The organism is Luteibacter sp. NPDC031894 (assembly GCF_050273135.1).
In the GTDB taxonomy this organism is placed as follows: domain Bacteria; phylum Pseudomonadota; class Gammaproteobacteria; order Xanthomonadales; family Rhodanobacteraceae; genus Luteibacter.
This window is the reverse complement of the sequence record NZ_JBNNMV010000001.1, coordinates 818,687-835,503: the sequence shown is the minus strand read 5'-3', so window position 1 is coordinate 835,503 and position 16,817 is coordinate 818,687. Positions and strand designations below refer to the sequence as shown.

The 16,817-nt window shown below is 66.4% G+C and carries 18 protein-coding genes; 10 read left to right on the top strand and 8 right to left on the bottom strand.

The features are described from left to right. Positions 1 to 630, top strand: coding sequence for a hypothetical protein (locus tag ACQKIE_RS03980; RefSeq protein ID WP_427456000.1), 630 nt, complete (start codon positions 1 to 3; stop codon positions 628 to 630). On the opposite strand, the gene ACQKIE_RS03975 is transcribed toward ACQKIE_RS03980, so the two are convergent. Beyond that, positions 587 to 1,276 carry an HAD-IA family hydrolase gene (locus tag ACQKIE_RS03975; RefSeq protein WP_427455998.1) on the bottom strand — a complete coding sequence of 230 codons (690 nt, stop codon included), beginning with the start codon at positions 1,274 to 1,276 and terminating at the stop codon, positions 587 to 589. The two genes, ACQKIE_RS03980 and ACQKIE_RS03975, sit on opposite strands and share 44 nt — an antisense overlap. 191 nt (positions 1,277 to 1,467) lie before the next feature. On the opposite strand from ACQKIE_RS03975, the gene ACQKIE_RS03970 reads away from it, so the two are divergent. From ACQKIE_RS03970 to ACQKIE_RS03960, 3 genes are all read left to right on the top strand, one after another. Next, entirely contained in the window at positions 1,468 to 3,009 is a 1,542-nt protein-coding gene (locus ACQKIE_RS03970) for an MDR family MFS transporter (protein WP_427455996.1), read from the top strand. Positions 3,010 to 3,162: 153 nt separating this feature from the next. Beyond that, positions 3,163 to 3,336: a hypothetical protein gene (locus ACQKIE_RS03965; RefSeq protein ID WP_427455994.1), complete on the top strand. Its 174-nt coding sequence runs from the start codon at positions 3,163 to 3,165 to the stop codon at positions 3,334 to 3,336. A gap of 60 nt (positions 3,337 to 3,396) precedes the next feature. Continuing rightward, entirely contained in the window at positions 3,397 to 4,488 is a 1,092-nt protein-coding gene (locus ACQKIE_RS03960; RefSeq protein WP_427455992.1) for an ATP-grasp domain-containing protein, read from the top strand. A gap of 6 nt (positions 4,489 to 4,494) precedes the next feature. On the opposite strand, the gene ACQKIE_RS03955 is transcribed toward ACQKIE_RS03960, so the two are convergent. From ACQKIE_RS03955 to ACQKIE_RS03945, 3 genes are all read right to left on the bottom strand, one after another. Beyond that, entirely contained in the window at positions 4,495 to 5,148 is a 654-nt protein-coding gene (locus tag ACQKIE_RS03955) for a DUF6766 family protein (protein ID WP_427455990.1), read from the bottom strand. Positions 5,149 to 5,189: 41 nt separating this feature from the next. Beyond that, positions 5,190 to 5,747, bottom strand: coding sequence for a cysteine hydrolase family protein (locus ACQKIE_RS03950; RefSeq protein ID WP_427455988.1), 558 nt, complete (start codon positions 5,745 to 5,747; stop codon positions 5,190 to 5,192). A 74-nt stretch (positions 5,748 to 5,821) separates the two neighbouring features. After that, complete coding sequence (locus ACQKIE_RS03945; protein ID WP_427455986.1) at positions 5,822 to 6,166, bottom strand: hypothetical protein; 345 nt, start codon at positions 6,164 to 6,166, stop codon at positions 5,822 to 5,824. 172 nt (positions 6,167 to 6,338) lie between these two features. Between ACQKIE_RS03945 and ACQKIE_RS03940 the strand changes: the two genes are divergently transcribed. Together ACQKIE_RS03940 and ACQKIE_RS03935 are read left to right on the top strand one after the other, a co-directional pair. Next, positions 6,339 to 7,457 carry a sensor histidine kinase gene (locus ACQKIE_RS03940; protein WP_427455984.1) on the top strand — a complete coding sequence of 373 codons (1,119 nt, stop codon included), beginning with the start codon at positions 6,339 to 6,341 and terminating at the stop codon, positions 7,455 to 7,457. Beyond that, a complete protein-coding gene (locus ACQKIE_RS03935) occupies positions 7,454 to 8,224 on the top strand; it encodes a LytR/AlgR family response regulator transcription factor (protein ID WP_427455981.1) in 771 nt (256 codons plus the stop codon). The genes ACQKIE_RS03940 and ACQKIE_RS03935 overlap by 4 nt, the downstream gene beginning before the upstream one ends. Here the strand turns inward: ACQKIE_RS03935 and ACQKIE_RS03930 are convergent. The 4 genes from ACQKIE_RS03930 to ACQKIE_RS03915 all read right to left on the bottom strand — a co-directional run bounded on the left by ACQKIE_RS03930 (position 8,221) and on the right by ACQKIE_RS03915 (position 11,590). After that, positions 8,221 to 9,063, bottom strand: coding sequence for a class I SAM-dependent methyltransferase (locus ACQKIE_RS03930; RefSeq protein ID WP_427455979.1), 843 nt, complete (start codon positions 9,061 to 9,063; stop codon positions 8,221 to 8,223). The genes ACQKIE_RS03935 and ACQKIE_RS03930 overlap by 4 nt on opposite strands. A 65-nt stretch (positions 9,064 to 9,128) precedes the next feature. Then, a complete protein-coding gene (locus tag ACQKIE_RS03925) occupies positions 9,129 to 10,175 on the bottom strand; it encodes an alpha/beta fold hydrolase (protein ID WP_427455977.1) in 1,047 nt (348 codons plus the stop codon). A 99-nt stretch (positions 10,176 to 10,274) separates the two neighbouring features. Beyond that, positions 10,275 to 10,820: a hypothetical protein gene (locus tag ACQKIE_RS03920; RefSeq protein WP_427455975.1), complete on the bottom strand. Its 546-nt coding sequence runs from the start codon at positions 10,818 to 10,820 to the stop codon at positions 10,275 to 10,277. 164 nt (positions 10,821 to 10,984) lie between these two features. Then, positions 10,985 to 11,590 (bottom strand): TetR/AcrR family transcriptional regulator, encoded by a 606-nt coding sequence (locus tag ACQKIE_RS03915; RefSeq protein WP_427455973.1) that lies wholly within the window; start codon positions 11,588 to 11,590, stop codon positions 10,985 to 10,987. Positions 11,591 to 11,779: 189 nt separating this feature from the next. Here ACQKIE_RS03915 and ACQKIE_RS03910 point away from each other — a divergent pair, with 189 nt between their 5' ends. The 4 genes from ACQKIE_RS03910 to ACQKIE_RS03895 are packed head-to-tail and all read left to right on the top strand — an operon-like array spanning position 11,780 to position 16,816. Next, positions 11,780 to 12,793: an efflux RND transporter periplasmic adaptor subunit gene (locus ACQKIE_RS03910; protein WP_427455971.1), complete on the top strand. Its 1,014-nt coding sequence runs from the start codon at positions 11,780 to 11,782 to the stop codon at positions 12,791 to 12,793. Continuing rightward, on the top strand, positions 12,790 to 14,571 hold the full coding sequence (locus ACQKIE_RS03905; protein WP_427455969.1) for an ATP-binding cassette domain-containing protein: 1,782 nt from the start codon (positions 12,790 to 12,792) through the stop codon (positions 14,569 to 14,571). Before ACQKIE_RS03910 ends, ACQKIE_RS03905 begins: the two co-directional genes overlap by 4 nt. After that, positions 14,568 to 15,692, top strand: coding sequence for an ABC transporter permease (locus tag ACQKIE_RS03900; protein ID WP_427455967.1), 1,125 nt, complete (start codon positions 14,568 to 14,570; stop codon positions 15,690 to 15,692). The genes ACQKIE_RS03905 and ACQKIE_RS03900 overlap by 4 nt, the downstream gene beginning before the upstream one ends. Continuing rightward, complete coding sequence (locus ACQKIE_RS03895; protein WP_427455965.1) at positions 15,689 to 16,816, top strand: ABC transporter permease; 1,128 nt, start codon at positions 15,689 to 15,691, stop codon at positions 16,814 to 16,816. Before ACQKIE_RS03900 ends, ACQKIE_RS03895 begins: the two co-directional genes overlap by 4 nt. The last annotated feature ends 1 nt before the right edge of the window (position 16,817 follow it).

Sequence of the window (16,817 nt, the reverse complement as noted above, 5' to 3'; positions counted from 1 at the left end):
ATGAGGCCCTTCATCTCGACGATCGCCGCAGCCACGTTGTTGATGGCGTGCACCCACCGGCCAACCTCCGCCGTGGATCAGACGAAGGTCGCCGATCCCCTTCGCACGCCCGCCGATTTCGCCGCCATCGCGGACGCGCACGCGCGTTCCGTCGCCCTATATGGCGAAGTGTCTCGCGTGATCGAAAGCCCGCGCTGCCTGAATTGCCACCCGGCTACCCGTCGCCCCACCCAAGGCGACGACCTGCATCCGCACGTCCCGTACGTGCTGGCGGGTGTCGAGGGCCACGGCACGGCGGGCGTGACCTGCGCCACCTGCCACCAATCCGCGAACGTGGCGACCTTCGCGGAACCGGCGACGATCCCGGGCAACCCGCGCTGGGCCCTCGCGCCGGCCTCGATGGCGTGGCAAGGCAAATCGCGCGGTGACATCTGCCGACAGATCAAGGACCCGGCGCGCAACGGAGGACACACGCTCGCGCAAATCCATCATCACATGGCGGAGGACAAGCTCGTGGGGTGGGCTTGGACCCCGGGCATGGGAAGGAAGCCCGCGCCGGGCACGCAGGCCGCGCTGGGTGACTTGCTTACGGCGTGGATCGAGACGGGAGCGGCATGTCCCGAAGGTTGAAGCAGGTCAGCAAGTCGGGCATGCGGTCGATTACCGCGACCGCTCCCGCGTTGTAAAGGTCCAGCGACTTGCGATAGCCGTAGCTCACCAGCACGAAGGCCATGCCTGCGTCGCGCGCCGCGAGCACGTCGCTCTCCGAGTCGCCGACCACCAGTGTCTGGCCGATCTCCACATGCGCCTGCGTCGCGAGGTAGCGAAGCGGCACGCCGCTCGGCTTGCGCTCCGGCAAGGTATTGGCGCCGACGATGCCGTCGAAGTAGGAGAGCATGCCGCGGGCCTCGAAGAGGGGACGCACGAATTCCTCGTTCTTGTTCGTGCATACGGCGAGCTTCACGCCTTGCGCATGCAGCAACGCGAGCGTGTCCACCACGCCTTCGTAGGCGATGCCGTCGAGTGCGGTCTCGGCATAATGCTCGAGGAATCCAGGCATCACCTCGTCGATGTCCACGTCGCTGCCAGCGTGACGGAACGCGTAGGTGATGAGCTTGCGCGATCCTTCGCCGATCCAGCCCGTGATCTGCCCGGTGTCGTACGTGGGCAACTTCCAGTCACGCAGCGTGCGATTCACCGATTCGGCGATATCCGCCGCGCTGTCGACGAGCGTGCCGTCGAGATCGAAAATGACGAGGGAGTAGGGGAAGGCCAAGGCGTCGTTCCGGGAGCGGAAAGCCGAAATTCTACGCCTCGACGAGATTGGCAGGGGCTGAACGGAGCAGGGTTCCCGCCGGAGATACTATACCGCAGCCCCGGGCGGGTTCTCCAATGGCAAAAGACAGGGCAGGAAACGCACGCCGCCGCGGGTATAGTCGCCGCCTCTTCCGAGCCCGAGCCCTCCCCATGACGACCGAAACGACGCAAGAACCTGCGGTCGCGGCGGCGCCCGCCGACGGCCAGCCGGCCCCACCGACGCCGTCGCGACGCCTCCTGCTCATCGCCTTGATGTTGGTGATGCTGCTTGCCGCGTTGGATGGGACCATCGTGTCCACGGCGCTCCCGACCATCGTCGGGGAACTGGGCGGCCTCGACCAGTTGTCATGGGTCGTTACCGCATACCTGCTCAGTTCGACCGTGGTGGTACCCCTGTACGGCAAGTTCGGCGACCTCTATGGCCGCAAGCTGATGATGCAGGTGGCCATCGCGATCTTCCTGGTCGGCTCGGTCCTGTGCGGGCTCGCACAGAACATGGTCGAACTGATCCTGATGCGAGCGCTGCAAGGCATCGGCGGCGGTGGCCTGGTCGTCGTGACCATGGCCTCGATCGGCGACGTGATTCCGCCGGCCGAGCGCGGTCGCTACCAGGGCCTTTTCGGTGGGGTCTATGGTCTCGCCACGGTGCTCGGTCCCTTGCTCGGCGGGTTCATGGTGGACCACCTCTCGTGGCGCTGGATCTTCTACGTGAACCTGCCGCTCGGCGTCCTCTGCATCGCGGTCATCGCCGCTGTGTTCCATCCCCACGTGCGACACGTGCGTCATGCGATCGACTACTGGGGCGCGCTCTGGCTCACCGTCGCATTGAGTTGCATCATCCTTTTCACCACCGAAGGCGGAACCGTGTTGCCGTGGGATTCGCTCAGGCTCTGGCTGGTGTTGGCGCTGGGCGTCGGCAGCATCGTCGCCTTCGTCCATGCCGAGCGCGTCGCCGCCGAACCGATCATGCCTCTGCACCTGTTCAGGCATCCGATCTTCCTGCTCAGCAGCCTCATCGGCTTCTTCGTCGGCGCGGCGCTGTTCGGTTCCACCACGTTCATCCCGCTGTACATGCAGGTGGTGAAGGGCGCGACGCCGACGGTGGCCGGCATGCAGTTGCTGCCGCTCATGGGTGGCGTGATCGTCAGCTCCGTCGTGGTCGGTCGGCTCATCAGCCGGCTCGGTCGCTACCGCATCTTCCCCATCGTCGGCACGGCGGTGTCCGCGATAGGACTGGTCCTGTTGGGCACGGTGCAGGAGGGTGACCCGGTGTACCTCCTGTACATCTATACCGGGCTGCTAGGTGCCGGCCTGGGCATGGTGATGCAGGTGTTGATCCTCGCCACGCAGAACAGCGTGGAGATGCGCCACCTCGGCGTCGCGACGTCGGGCGTAACGCTGTTCCGCTCCATCGGCGGCTCCATCGGCGTCTCGCTGTTCGGCGCCATCTTCAGCATCGGCCTGCAGGCACGACTTCGCGGAGTGCTGCCGGATGGCGCGCACGCGGCGCATTCGTTCGGTCCGGATGCGGTGAAGGCCCTGCCGCCGGGCCTGCACGAGCGCTACGTCCACGCGTTCGGCGCCTCCATGCATACGGTGTACTTCGTGGCCGCCGCGCTCGTGGCCGTCGCCTTCCTGATGGCCTTGCGCTTGCGCGACGTGCCACTGCGCACTACGCCTCGCGGCACCTGATCGCCGACAGTATGCGTTTCCGGCACAGGTGCGCCGCCGGGGCTTTCGACCCGCCCCCGGCGACGTAGTATCCACAAACCCCGACGCTTAGCGATCGGGGCTCGGCGTTTTTGTGCGATCAAACCCTGTGCGATCAACCAAGGAGTTCTTTCGATGAAGAACAACGCTTTGCTGTCCCACGATGCCTCGGCGAAGACCCGTGCCTTCGCGCGCCTCGGCGCATTCGAAGTCACGCCGGTCGCGGAAGACGATCACGGTGGACTGTTCCTGACCATCTATACCGATCCGGACAGGCCGGAGCCGGAAATCGGCATCATCGGCGGTTGATGCATCGCCCGATGACGCGCCCCGCGATGGCGGGGCGCACTTCGCCATGAGGGGAGCCCGATGCCTGGACGCCCGCTGATTCTCGCCCCGGCGGACGACCCGCATGCGTGCGCGCTTGCGTGGGCCATCCGGCGGCAGGGCGTCGAGCCTGTCTGGACACCGTCGTTGCGTGCCGGCCAGTCCCACTACACCTTTCGTATCGGCGCGGAACACGAGGCGTTCCAGGATGCGCTGCTGTCCGGCGATCGCGTGAGCGCCGTCTGGAATCGACGCGTCCACGATCCGGTACCCGATTGCGCGGAGGAAGACCGGCAGTTCGCGACCTGGGAGTGGAAGCTGTTCCAGCGAAATGTGTTCGCCGTGGACGGTGCCTATGGCGACGCGTTGTGGATCAACGGTTTCGCCGCCGCGCAGCGGGCGGAACACAAGCTCGTCCAGCTCTCGGCCTGCCGTCGGCTTGGCATTCCGTTCCCGGACACCGTCGTGACGACGGATGCCTGCGAGGTTGCTGCCCTCATCCGTCGATGGGGGCAGGTCGTGTTCAAGAGCTTCCTGGTGCACCAATGGGAAGAGCGCGACAGCGGCAGGTTGCACGCGGTAGGCGTCGTGCTCCTCAATGGTGACAGCGAGCTGCCCGCCGATGCCATCGCGGTTTGCCCGGGCATCTACCAGCAGTACATCGAGAAGCGTTGCGACGTCCGCGTCACCGTCATGGGCAACCGTCTTTTCGCCTTGCGATTGGGTAGGGGCGTCGACGGCGCCTTCGTCGACTGGCGCGGGCACAGCAGGGATCCCGAGTTCCGCGCGGAGGCGATGGCGCTTCCTGTCGCGGTCGAGGCGAAGCTCCGGGAACTCATGCGAGAACTCGGCCTTGTTTTCGGATGCATCGACCTGGTCGTCGACAAGGACGGACAGTTCCATTTCCTCGAGGTCAACCAGGCCGGCCAGTTCCTTTTCATGGAGGACATGATTCCCGATCTGCCGGTGTTGCAGACCATGACCGCCTTGCTTGTCGAAGGCACGGTAGATGCGTCGGTGGACGTACTGAAGCCTGTAACCATGAAAGATTTCTGGTCCTCGGATGCGTACGCGGCCCTGCGCGAACGCGTCGCGCGACACCGTCCGGAACGGCCTTTGTTCACGCTGGAATAGCGCCGCTCAGGAGCCGGTCTGGCTGTTCGGCGCGTCGACCGGCTTGGACTGTGGGGAGTCCTGCTGCCTGAGGAAGATCGACAGAACGATGAGCGACAACACCGCCAGGAATTCGCTTTGCCAGTTCTGGAAGGATTCGAACCAGAACGAGGGATCCACGGCGTACTGGGCGAGCGTCTCCACCGGCTGGTGGTGCTCGAGGGCTTCGCCGATCGATTTTCGCCAGCTACTGAGGAGGTGCCCGATGAAGCAACCCGCGAACAACAGCAGGAAGGCGATCGACAGCGAGTTGCCGTAAAGCCAGCGCACGACGCCCCCACGGCGCCAGGCCTTCGGCTGGAGGTGTTCGGGTGTCGGCTCCCCGCCTTCCTCGGCTTCGTCCAAGGGTCGGGACTCGGCGGAGCCCTTCTGCCGGAGCCATACGGTCAGGAGGACGTACAGGCCCATCTGCAGGAACTCGCTCTCCCAGTTCTCGAACGTTGCCGACCAGAAGTCGCCGCTGCCGATGTAGGCCGTCCAGCCCATGGCATCCCTCCCGTGCTCGGCCAGCTCCTGGTTATGGGCCGCGTGGCCGGTGATGGCCTGCGCCGTCCATGCCGCGAGCATCATTGCCGCGACGACGATGCTCAGGCCGTTGCGCCTGAAGAACGAAGCCTTCATTCATGGTTCTCCGTGTGAGCAAGATGTCCTGTGCGCCGGGCTTATCTTGGGCGGACGACGGCGGAAGCGGGCGTCTCGATGCCGAAGGTGTCGCGCAAATGCGCGAGAGTGCGGTCGCGACGCTCGTCGGTCTGCGCCGCCGTGGTATCGACAGGCACCATGGCTTCGATACGGCGTACATAGGCGTCGAGGACGGTGCTGAGGACGCACGAATCGGCCGCGAAGCCGGCGACGACCACGCGCTTCACGCCCAGGTGGTCCAGCAACGAGGGCAGGGCGGTTTCGAAGAACGCGGAATGGCGTGGCTTCAGGAGCTTGAGGTCGCCCGCATCCGGGCGGAAGGCATCCACCATGCTTCGTCCAGGATCGCCCGAGCGTTCCACATAGGCGACGACCTCGTCGAAGCTGTCCTGCCAGCGTTCGAAATTGTCGTTGACGTAAATCACCGGGCACGCGGCTTCGTGGAACCGCTGCCGCAAGGCACGGATCCGCCCGGTCGTTTCCTTCGCGTTGTTGAACAGTTCCTCGCCGCCCGGAAACTGGAACGTATTGAAGACATCCAGCACCAGCAGCGCGGAACGGGACTCGCCTTCGGTCATGGCGACCTCGCACCGGAATCGCTGAAAGTGGCAGCACACCGCAAGCGACGTGAACGCCGCGTGCGAGAGCGGCGTTACCCGCCTGTCGCCTTACGAGGCCACGAGGCCAGGCGCAGGCGATGGAAGCGGCAGACGTCGATGCCATCGTACGACCGGGTCTGGCCGTCGGCGAACGTCACGCGGAAGTCGCGCAGGCAGCCACCACCGGGCAGACGGACGGTGGCGGAGGTCATGCCTCCCTGCAGCGGTTCGCCAAGCGGAATGATCGTTCCGCCCACGGCGATGGCGGTGACGCTTTTGTCCGAGGCGTTGACCAGGGTGAACATCCTGGCCGGTTCGCGTGTGTGCTCGGCGGCGTGCGCGAGCGAAAGGGACACGAGGGTGGAGATGGCGAGGAAGGCGATGCGTGCGGCGTGCATGGAGGTGCTCCGTGGCGGTGGCGACGCCATGGAAGCGAACCCGGGGCCCGTCCGGAAAGGATTACGGGACGAATCGTCGACCCGGCGGGACGAGTCGTAGCGCGGCAAGCAAGTGCTTTGACCTTGCCTCGCGTGCGCCTACCATGCCTCCACGGTCAGCGGGATACACGCCATGAAGGTTCGCCTGGGTACGACGGAAATAGGTCTCGGCCGCTATCTCGCCCTTTGGACGGCGATCGTCGTCGTGTTCACCGTCCAGCACTATCTGAATGCCCAGCTCGGTGGCCCACGATGGGACGTCGCGGACTACCTGCGCTGGTCGATGATCCAGTGGTACACCTGGGCCGCGCTGGCCCCGTTGGTATTCCGCCTCGCTGCGCTGTATCCGATCCAGGGCCCGCTCCGTCTGCGCGGGCTGGGCCTGCAACTGCCCGCCAGCGTCGCGATGACGGTGCTTTCCCTCATGGTGGGCGCGGCGGTATCCACGCTCTTCGAACCGAGTTCGTTCCTGGAGCAGGTCCGGCAGTTCCTGGGCCAGCACTTCGCCACGGGGTTCCTCACCTATTGGGCGTTGTTCGCCATCCAGCAGGCCTTGTCGTTCCATGCCGAAAAGACCCGGCGCGAGAGGGAGGCGAGCCAGTTGGCGACCGAATTGGCCCAGTCACGATTGCAGGCGCTGAAGTCGCAGCTCCAGCCACACTTCCTGTTCAACACGTTGCATGCGATTGCCACCTTGCTCAAGGAAGATGCGCTCACGGCCGAAGATATGCTGCTGCGCCTCAGCGATCTGCTGCGAGCCTTCCTCGAGGATTACGACGGCCAGGAAATCAGCCTGCGGCGGGAACTCGTGCTCCTCGACCTCTACCTCGGCATCCAGGGCGTGCGCTTCAAGGACCGCCTGACCACGCGCATCTACGTGGACCCGGCAACGCTGGACTGCGCCGTACCGAGCCTGATCCTCCAGCCCATCGTGGAGAACGCGATCCGCCATGGCATCGGCGAGCGCGTGGGAACGGACCAGATCGAGATCGAGAGCCGCCGTGAAGGCGACAGCCTCTGCATCGAAGTGCGCAATCGCAACAGCACCCTCGAGGAAAAGGCACCTGGAGCGGCCTCGACGGGACACGGCATCGGTTTGTCGAACACCGCACTGCGGCTGCGCGAGCTGTATGGGGATGCCGCACAGGTGCGACTGGACATGATCTGGCCGCAGGGCGTGGTCTGCCGTGTCCAGTTGCCTTTCCGGGAAACCGAGGATATCGAGGACGACCCGGAGATCGCCAGCGCATGAAGATCGCCACACTGGTCGTCGACGACGAACCGATCGCACGGCACGCCGTCGTGCGCCTGCTTCGCGAGGACCCGGACATCGTGCTGGGCGGCGAATACGGCGATGGCGCGTCAGCGGCGCAGGCCATTCGTGAGCAGTCGCCCGACCTCGTCTTCCTCGATATCCAGATGCCGGCGATGACGGGCATGGACGTCGTGGCGACGATCGGCGCGGCACGCATGCCTGCCACCGTGTTCGTCACGGCCTACGAGCAGTATGCGGTGCGGGCGTTCGAAGCGAACGCCGTCGACTATCTCGTGAAGCCCTTCAGCCGCGATCGTTTCGCCGAAACGCTGCGCCGGGCGAAGGCAAGACTCGGGCCGGGCGGCGTGTCCGGGGCAGCCGCCGGTTCGATCCAGCAGGTGCTCGATGCGTTGCGACGTCGCGAAGGCTACCTCGATCGCGTGCCGGTTCGCATCGACGAGCGAGTCACCTTCGTCGATGTGGACGATATCGTCTGGATCAAGGCGAATCGCAACATCGTGGAGATCCACCTCGCCGAGCGCGTCCACGAGGTCAGGGAGACCATGACGTCGCTGGCGGAGCGCCTCGATCCGCGTCATTTCGCCCGCGTGCATCGTTCCGCGATCATCAACGTCCGACGTGTTCAGTCCATCCATCCCTGGTTCAACGGCCACCATGTGGTCACCATGGATACCGGCCAGAAGTTGCGCATGAGCCGCTACCAGCAGGAGGCCTTCATGCGGCTGGTGTCGACGAGGTCCTAGCGTCGCGTGGCGAAGACGCCATCGAGGGCCAGTTCGGCCTTGAACCCGGATTTTTCGAGCCGGCGCGCCACTTCACGCGGGACGTCGCGGCCGCTGGTGAGCTTGTTCGGGCTGCCGGTGTAGTGGAACAGGCGACCACCCCGGCGTAGCACACGGGCCAGTTGCTCGTAAAAGACCTGCGAGTAAAGTTCACCGGCAATGCCGAACCGGGGCGGATCGTGCAGCAGGGCATCCATGGACGCATCGGCGATCCCGGCGATCGCCTGCGAGACGTCCGCATGCGTAAGTGTCAGACGACCACCGGACGCGGGATCGTCAGGATCCGGGGACCAGGGATTGAGCGTGCGCAGCCAAAGGACATCGGCGTTCTTCTCGAACGACTGGACCCGCGCGACGCCGGCTTCCATGCAACACGCGGCGAAGTAGCCAAGGCCGCCACAGGTGTCGAGAACGGACTTGCCGCGTGGTTCGATAAGGGCGACCTTGCACCGTGCATCCTCGATGGGCGATTCCTTCGCGGTGGGCAGCATCTTGATGCCATCGATCTCGAAGGTCGGGGCGCCCCACGACGTCGGCACGAGCTTGATCAGGGATCCCGAGAAGCGGGACACCGCGACGAAGTCCTCGCCATCCCAGTAGTGGATGGTCCGATCCTTCAGGCGTGCCGGGTAAGGGTATTCCCGTTCCCGCCATCGCCATCCGAGTGGTCCGAGCGCAGCGCTGCCGGTCGTGCGGCCCAGGTCGAGGGACCCAGTCCATTCGGCGGCACCGCCGTCACGCGCGGCGAGGAGTTCTTCCGCGAGGTCGCGCGTCAGCAAAGGCCCTGAGTAATGCGACACCATCGTATCCCGTGCGCCGTGCGGGACGGCGCAAAGGGATGGATGGTAGCAAGGACGGGAGGCGGTCAGAACCGGTCGACGTCGACGATGGCCTTGGCGAAGGCTTCGGGGGCTTCCTGTGGCAGGTTATGGCCGGTACCGCCCGAAATCAGCCGATGTTCGTACCTCCCGGTGAAGCGTTTCGCGTAGGTGGCAGGATCGGGGTGGGGTGCACCGTTCGCGTCGCCTTCCATCGTGATGGTCGGCACCGCGATGTCGGGCAGCTTCGCCAGGCGCGCTTCCATGTCGTCGTATTTGCGCTCGCCCGGCGCCAGGCCGAGGCGCCAGCGGTAGTTGTCGATGGCGATGGCGACGTGGTCCGGATTGTCGAAGGCGCTCGCCGAGCGCTGGAACGTCGCGTCGTCGAACTGCCACTTCGGCGAGGCCTGCTCCCAGATCAGCCGGGCGAAGTCGTGCGTGTATTTCGCATAGCCGGCCTGGCCGCGCTCGGTCGTGAAATAGAACTGGTACCACCAGAGCAACTCCGCCTTCGGCGGCAGCGGATTCCGGTTCAAGGCCTGGCTGCCGATCAGATAGCCGCTGACCGACACCATGGCCTTGCAGCGCTCCGGCCACAGCGCCGCCACGATGTTGGCTGTGCGTGCGCCCCAGTCGTAGCCCGCCACGATGGCCTTGTCGATTTTCAGCGCATCCATCAGCGCGATGACATCCGCCGCGAGTGCGGACTGCTGTCCGTTACGCGGCGTGTCGGGAGAGAGGAAGCGTGTGCTCCCGTAGCCGCGAAGATACGGGACGATCACCCGGTATCCCTTCGCTGCCAGGAGGGGAGCGACATCGACATAGCTGTGGATGTCGTATGGCCACCCATGGAGGAGGACCACGGGCGGGCCACCGGCGGGGCCGTCCTCGGCGTAGCCGATCTCGAGTACGCCGGCCTTGACCGACTTCATTCGCGCGAACGATGTGGCGCCGGTGCGCGAAGCCGTTTTCTTCTGGTCAGAGGCTGAGGGCGGGAGCGGCGCGGCGGACGCCGTGCCCAATCCGGCCACGGCGACGCCAAGCGCCGTGGCGCCCATGAACCGGCGCCTTTGCCGGTCGAGAGAGTCCGTCATGGTGTTCCTCGCGTCGAGTGGACCGCGCGATACGGCGGCGGGATCACACTCTAGCGATCGGGCGACGAATCGCCTTGGACGCCTTTGTCCTTGTGGTGTTCAACGGTGGGGATCGTGCGCCTCGCGGATACTCGGCGCGTCGTCGCGCGGCTGTTCCACGGGCGCTGGGTCGGTGGCACCGCGCTCGCTTGCCTGGACGGCGCGTCGGACGTCGTCGGCATGTCCCATGGCGGCGTCGGGCCACACCCCGGGGGCCTCCTCGGGCAAATCACCGTCCCGCTGTTCGATGCGCGTCGCACCGAGCGCCGTGAAGACGTCGCGCAGCTCCTGCTCCGGAAGACCGCCATCGAGGAGTACGTCGAGCCGCGCCGTGCCGAGTTCGGCAGGTGTCGCGGGTTCGACGTTGCGTCCCGCCGGCAGCCGCTTCCCGGATGGACTGTCGGACGTATTGCGCGGTTCGCGATCCCCGCGGTGGCTGACCTTCGACGGAAAGTTGCTGGGCTCGCTCGCGGTATCGGACGAACGCCCGATCGTCGCGTCCGTGGCCGGAACGAGGTTCGCCTGGGGCACCCCCCGGCCAAGGAGCTTGTTCATGGCCGACATCGCGGCGGCCTGATCGGGGAAGTGCGCGGTCAGAAAGGGCATGTCCGCCTCCTGTCGTGATGGGCAACGGGGCCAGTGTCGGTGCCGACCCATGAAGGGTCCACGAGCGGTCCGTGATGACGGCCCCGACGGCGGGGCGTGACGGGAAGACGCCGGTGTTCGCCGCGTTATCCAGCGCCCAGGGCCTGGCCGTGCAGTAGTCGTCGCTAAGAAGCGTCGGCCGGTTCATCCACCGACGCTGCCGCGAGCGCGTCGAGTCCGGCCAGCACGAAGGTCGTCATGTCCTCGAGCAGGCCGGCGGACGTGGGCTGCAGAGCGGGCAGCACCTTCTCCCGCAGCCCCTGCGGTGCGATGAGCAGGGCGATGCAGGGAAAGACCGTCATCATCAAGCCACGCTGCACGGCAGGGTGCTCGCGAGGCAGGTCGAGGTAATCGGCCATGACCCGCGAGACGATCGCGGCCTTGGGCGCGACGGCGTGTTCCACCAGCGTGCTCACGAACGGCGACGGTGCCATCACCTCGCGCAGCACCACCTTGAAACCCCATGACTTCTCGCCGAGCGCCGCCTGGGTGACGAAGTGCGCGAGCAGGGCGCGCAGCTTCTCCCGCGCGGGCCGCTCCGAACGAGCGAACGCCTCCAGCTCTTCGACGCTCACGACCTGCCGGTGCGCTTCGACCAGCACGGCTTCGTAGAGACCGTCGCGGCTGCCGAAGTGGTAGTTCACCGCCGCCATGTTGACGCCGGCGCGCAGGCAGATTTCCTTGCTCGACGTGCCGAGGTAGCCGTGCTGGGCGAACAGCCGGCCCGCCACGTCGAGTAGCTGCGCGCGGGTGGTCTCGCCGTCTTGGCGCGAACCGCGCCGGGGTGCTGGGGGAGTAGGAGAACGACCTGCCATGGCGGGGATAACGAGGGGAAGGGGTCAACTATAACTCAAATTGGCATTTGATTTAGTGTCGGGGCAGGCCTAGACTGCGGCCATCCCCGCCCGAGCTGGCCCGCCATGCGTAAACCCAAGCCACCCATGCTAGTCGCCGCCGTCGTGCTCGTCCTGTTGGCGGGCGCCGGCGCGTGGTGGCTCCTGCGTCCGAGTCCGGACCAGCCCATCGTGCTCCACGGCAACATCGACATCCGCCAGGTGTCGCTCGCGTTCAAGGTGAACGAGCGCATCGCGGAGATGCGTGTGGAAGAGGGAGACCGCGTGGCGCGCGGCCAGGTGCTGGCGACGCTCGACGTGACAACGCTCACGCTGCGAGTGGCGAAGGCACAGGCCCAGGTAGGCGTGCAAGACGAAGTCCTCCGCCGGCTCGAGGCCGGCAACCGGCCGCAGGAAATCGCGCAGAGCGATGCGAACGTCCGTGCCGCGCAAGCCGACGCCCGCATGGCGCACCAGACGCTCGACAGGCTGCGCGCGATCAGCCAAGGCACCGGTGGCCGCGCGGTCAGCCGGGAAGAGCTGGACCGGGCGACGGCGGCGGCCAGTGCCGCGGACGCCAAGGTCGATGCCCAGCGGAAAGCGCACGAACTGTCCGTGGTGGGGTCCCGGAAGGAAGACGTCGATGAAGCCCGCGCGCAGCGCGAGGCGGCGCTCGCCGAGAGCGCGGTGGCGAAGCAAGAGCTTGCGGACGCTGAACTCAGGGCGCCGATCGATGCGGTCGTGCGCAGCCGCCTGCTCGAACCAGGCGACATGGCCTCGCCGCAGCGTCCCGCCTACGCCTTGGCCGTGCTGCACCCGAAGTGGGTACGCGCTTATGTGTCCGAAGCGGACCTCAGCCGGATCAAGCCGGGGCAGGCCGCACGTGTCACGACCGACAGCGCGCCGGCGCATGCCATCGACGGGCGCATCGGCTATATCGCGTCGGTCGCGGAGTTCACGCCTAAAAACGTGGAGACCGAGGACTTGCGCACCAGCCTCGTGTACGAAGTGCGGGTGAACGTGGACGATCCCGATGACCGGCTGCGCCTCGGCATGCCGGCGACGGTAACCCTTCCCGGCACGGTGGCCGCGAAGCCATGAGCGAAGCGCCCGCCCTTGTCGCGCGCGGCCTCGGCAAGCGTTTCGCGCCGAACAAGGGGCGCGAGGTGCAGGCGCTGGACGACGTCTCGATCGAGGTGGGCGCTGGAGCGATCAGCGCCCTGGTCGGGCCGGACGGGGCGGGGAAGACGACGTTGCTGCGGCTCGCCGCGGGACTGATGGTCGCCGACGCCGGAACGATGACCGTGCTGGGTATCGATGCGGCGCGCGATCCGCAGGCGGTCCAGGACAGGATCAGCTACATGCCGCAGCGCTTCGGCCTCTACGACGACCTCAGCGTGCAGGAAAACCTCGACTTGTACGCCGACCTGCACGGCGTCGACCGCGACCTCCGTCGCGAGCGCTACGCGCGCCTCATGGAGATGACCGACCTCGGCCGCTTCACCGCGCGGCCGGCGGGCAAGCTTTCCGGTGGCATGAAGCAGAAGCTCGGCCTGGCGTGCACGCTGGTGCGCTCGCCGGAACTACTCCTGCTCGACGAACCCACGGTCGGCGTGGACCCGCTGTCGCGCCGCGAACTGTGGGAGATCGTGGAGCAACTGGTCGGGGACGAGAAGCTCAGCGTGCTCGTGAGCACGTCCTACATGGACGAGGCGGAACGCTGCGCGCATGTCGCCATCCTGCATGAGGGGCGCGTGCTCGCTCAGGGTGCGCCCGCCGCCATTCGCGATACGGCCCAAGGCTTGTGCTTCTCGGCGCGGCCGCCGTCCGGTGAAACCCCGCGCCACCTCCAGGCCCGGCTCCTCGACGACGGCGATACAGTGGATGCGGTGCCGCGGGGCGGGAAGGTGCATGTCGTGCGCGCGAGGGAGGCCGTGGCGCAGGGCGATCCGGCGGTTGGACGGTTGCTCGGCCCAGCGGAGGCACAGCCGGTGCCGCCGACGCTCGAGGACGGCGTGATGCTTGCCTTGCGGTCGAAGGTGCGTCGCGATTTCTCGGCGGCCGCGTCGGTCGCTTCGTCTGTCTCGCCTGCGGACAAGGGTGACGGCACGGTCATCGAGGTGCGCGACCTCGTACGGACCTTCGGCGACTTCACGGCCGTGGACCGCACCAGTTTCAGCGTCGAGCGCGGCGAGATCTTCGGTCTGCTTGGGCCGAACGGCGCCGGCAAGACCACGACGTTTCGCATGCTCTGCGGGTTGCTCCCTGCCACGTCGGGCACGCTGCGCGTCGCCGGCCACGACCTGCGCCGCGCACGTGCGCCCGCTCGGCAGCAGATCGGTTACGTGTCGCAGAAGTTCGCCCTCTACGGCAACCTCTCCGTCGACGAGAACCTCGCTTTCTTCGGGGGTGCGTATGGCTTGCACGGCGTGCGCCTGCGCGACCGCATGCGCACGGTGAAGTCACAGTTCGAGCTAGACGAGGCTGGTGCGACGGCTGCCGGGCTGCTGCCAGGCGGCTTCAAGCAACGCCTCGCCATGGCCACGGGCCTGCTGCACGAACCCGACATCCTCTTCCTCGACGAACCGACCAGCGGCGCCGATCCCCTCGCGCGGCGGGAGTTCTGGCGCCGCATCACCGCACTCGCCGAAGGCGGCACGACCATCGTGGTCACGACGCATTTCATGGAAGAGGCCGAGTATTGCGACCGGGTGGTGATCCAGGACGCGGGGAAAGTGCTGGCACTGGGCACGCCGGCGGAGATACGCACACAGGCCGGCGAGACGGAGGACACGCCGCTCGATATGGAGCAGGCGTTCATCGGCATCGTGCAGCAGCACCGCAAGGACACGCGTGGCGGTGATCGGGAGGCCGCGTGAACGGCGCGAGGCCAAGAAGCCGTGGCGCCTTCCTGCGACGCCTGACCGCGCTCGTGCGCAAGGAGGTCAAGCAACTGTTGCGTGACCGCAGCAACCTGATGATGGGCATCGCGTTGCCTGTCGCGCTGATCCTGATCTTCGGCTACGGGCTGTCCTTCGACGTAAAGAACGCGCCCGTCGCCGTGGTGATGGAAGACCCTTCGCCGACGGCCAACGACATGATAGCCGGCATGCGCCTCTCGCCTTACCTCGATCCTGTCCTGGTGCGCGACATGCGCGCCGCCGAAGCGCTGATGCTAGAGCGCAAGGTGGACGGCATCCTGCGCATCCCTTCGGATTTCACGCGCCGTCTCGGCCTGGGCGATGCGCATGTCCAGCTGATCCTGCATGGTGCCGACGCGAACACCGCGCGGACGGTGCAGGGGTACGTGCAGTCCACGCTGCAGGCCTGGGCGGTGCCAGGCGGTGCCATGGGCTCGGTCCGGCTCGAGCCGCGGTTGTGGTTCAACGAGGCCAACACCAGTACCTGGTTCCTCGTGCCCGGGTTGATCGTCCTGATCACGACGCTGGTGGGTGCGTTCCTCACCGCGCTGGTCATGGCGAGGGAGTGGGAACGCGGCACGCTGGAGGCGTTGTTCGTGACGCCCGTCCGGCCGATGGAAATCCTGCTGGCCAAGATCATCCCGTATTTCGGCGTGGGCCTGATCGGGCTGGCCATGTGCCTGGTCGCGGCGCGCTTCCTTTTCGACGTGCCCCTCGAGGGTTCGCTGCTCCTGATCCTCGTCGTGTCGGTGTTCTACCTGTTCGTCGCCCTGGGCATCGGCCTGCTGATCTCGGCCGTGACGAAGAACCAGTTCACCGCGAGCCAGGTCGCCCTCGTGACGAGTTTCATGCCCGCGCTCATGCTTTCTGGTTTCATCTACGACCTGCGCAACATGCCGTTGGTGGTGCAAGGCGTCGGGCGCATCCTGCCCGCGACGTATTACCTGGAGACGCTGAAAAGCCTTTTCCTCGCCGGCAACCTCTGGCCGATGATCCTCAAGAACTGTGCGGTGTTGATCGGCTATGCCGTCGTGCTACTCGCCGCCGCGCGGGCGAAGACCCGGAAGCAGATCGGATGAATCTCCTGCTTGCCTTCCTGCGCCGCGTGGCGAACCTCTGCCGCAAGGAACTCAAGGTGATCCTCAAGGATCCGGCGAGCCGCGTGGTGCTCTTCGCCCCCGTGCTCGTGCAGTCGCTCATGTTCGGTTACGCCGCCACCCTCGACCTGCGGCAGGCGCCTTACGCGCTGCTCGACCAGGACCATGGCGCGGCGGCCGTTCGGCTGGTCGCCCGCATCGAAAGTTCGGGCGTCTTCCAGCGGGTGGCCACGCTGCGTAACGAAAGCGATATCGCGCCGATTGTCGATGCGGGTGACGCGCTGTTCGTGCTGCATATCCCGCGGCGTTTCGAGCAGCGGCTCGCGCAGGGGGAGGCGACGCCGGTGCAGCTCATCCTCGACGCGCGCAATTCCACGACGGCCGCCACGGCGTCCGGCTACCTGGGCGCGATCGTCGCCCGCTTCAACGCGGACTGGCGCATGGAACACGGGGGCGGGAGTCCGCCCATGACCGTGGACGTGCGCAGCTGGTACAACCCGAACCTGGAAACGCGCTGGTTCATGATGACGGCCATGATCGCCATCCTCAGCATGTTGCAGACGCTCATGTTGACGGCGCTCTCGGTGGCGCGCGAGCGGGAGCAGGGCACCTTCGACCAGCTCCTTGTGACACCGTGCACGCCCACGGAGATCATGATCGGGAAGTCCGTGCCGTCGATCGTCGTGGGGCTCGTGCAGGCGACCCTGGTGCTGCTGATCGCCACGCTGTGGTTCGAGATACCGATGGCCGGTTCGCTGTGGACCCTGTATGTGGCGCTGCTCGTGTTCATGGTGGCCTGCGTGGGCATCGGACTCGCGATATCCGCACTGGCGGTGAACATGCAGCAGGCCATGCTCTACACCTTCGTGCTGATGATGCCGCTCGTGCTGCTGTCCGGCATGACCACGCCCATCGCCAACATGCCCGTCGTCATGCAGTGGCTCACGGCCATCGATCCGGCGCGCTACGCCATCCACATGGTCCAGCGCGTGTACCTGGAAGGCGTCGGCCTTGGCACCGTGCTGGGCGACATCCTTCCACTCCTCGCCATCGCCACCGTCACCTTGCCGCTGTCGGCCTGGCTCTTCCGCCATCGACTCGTCTGAC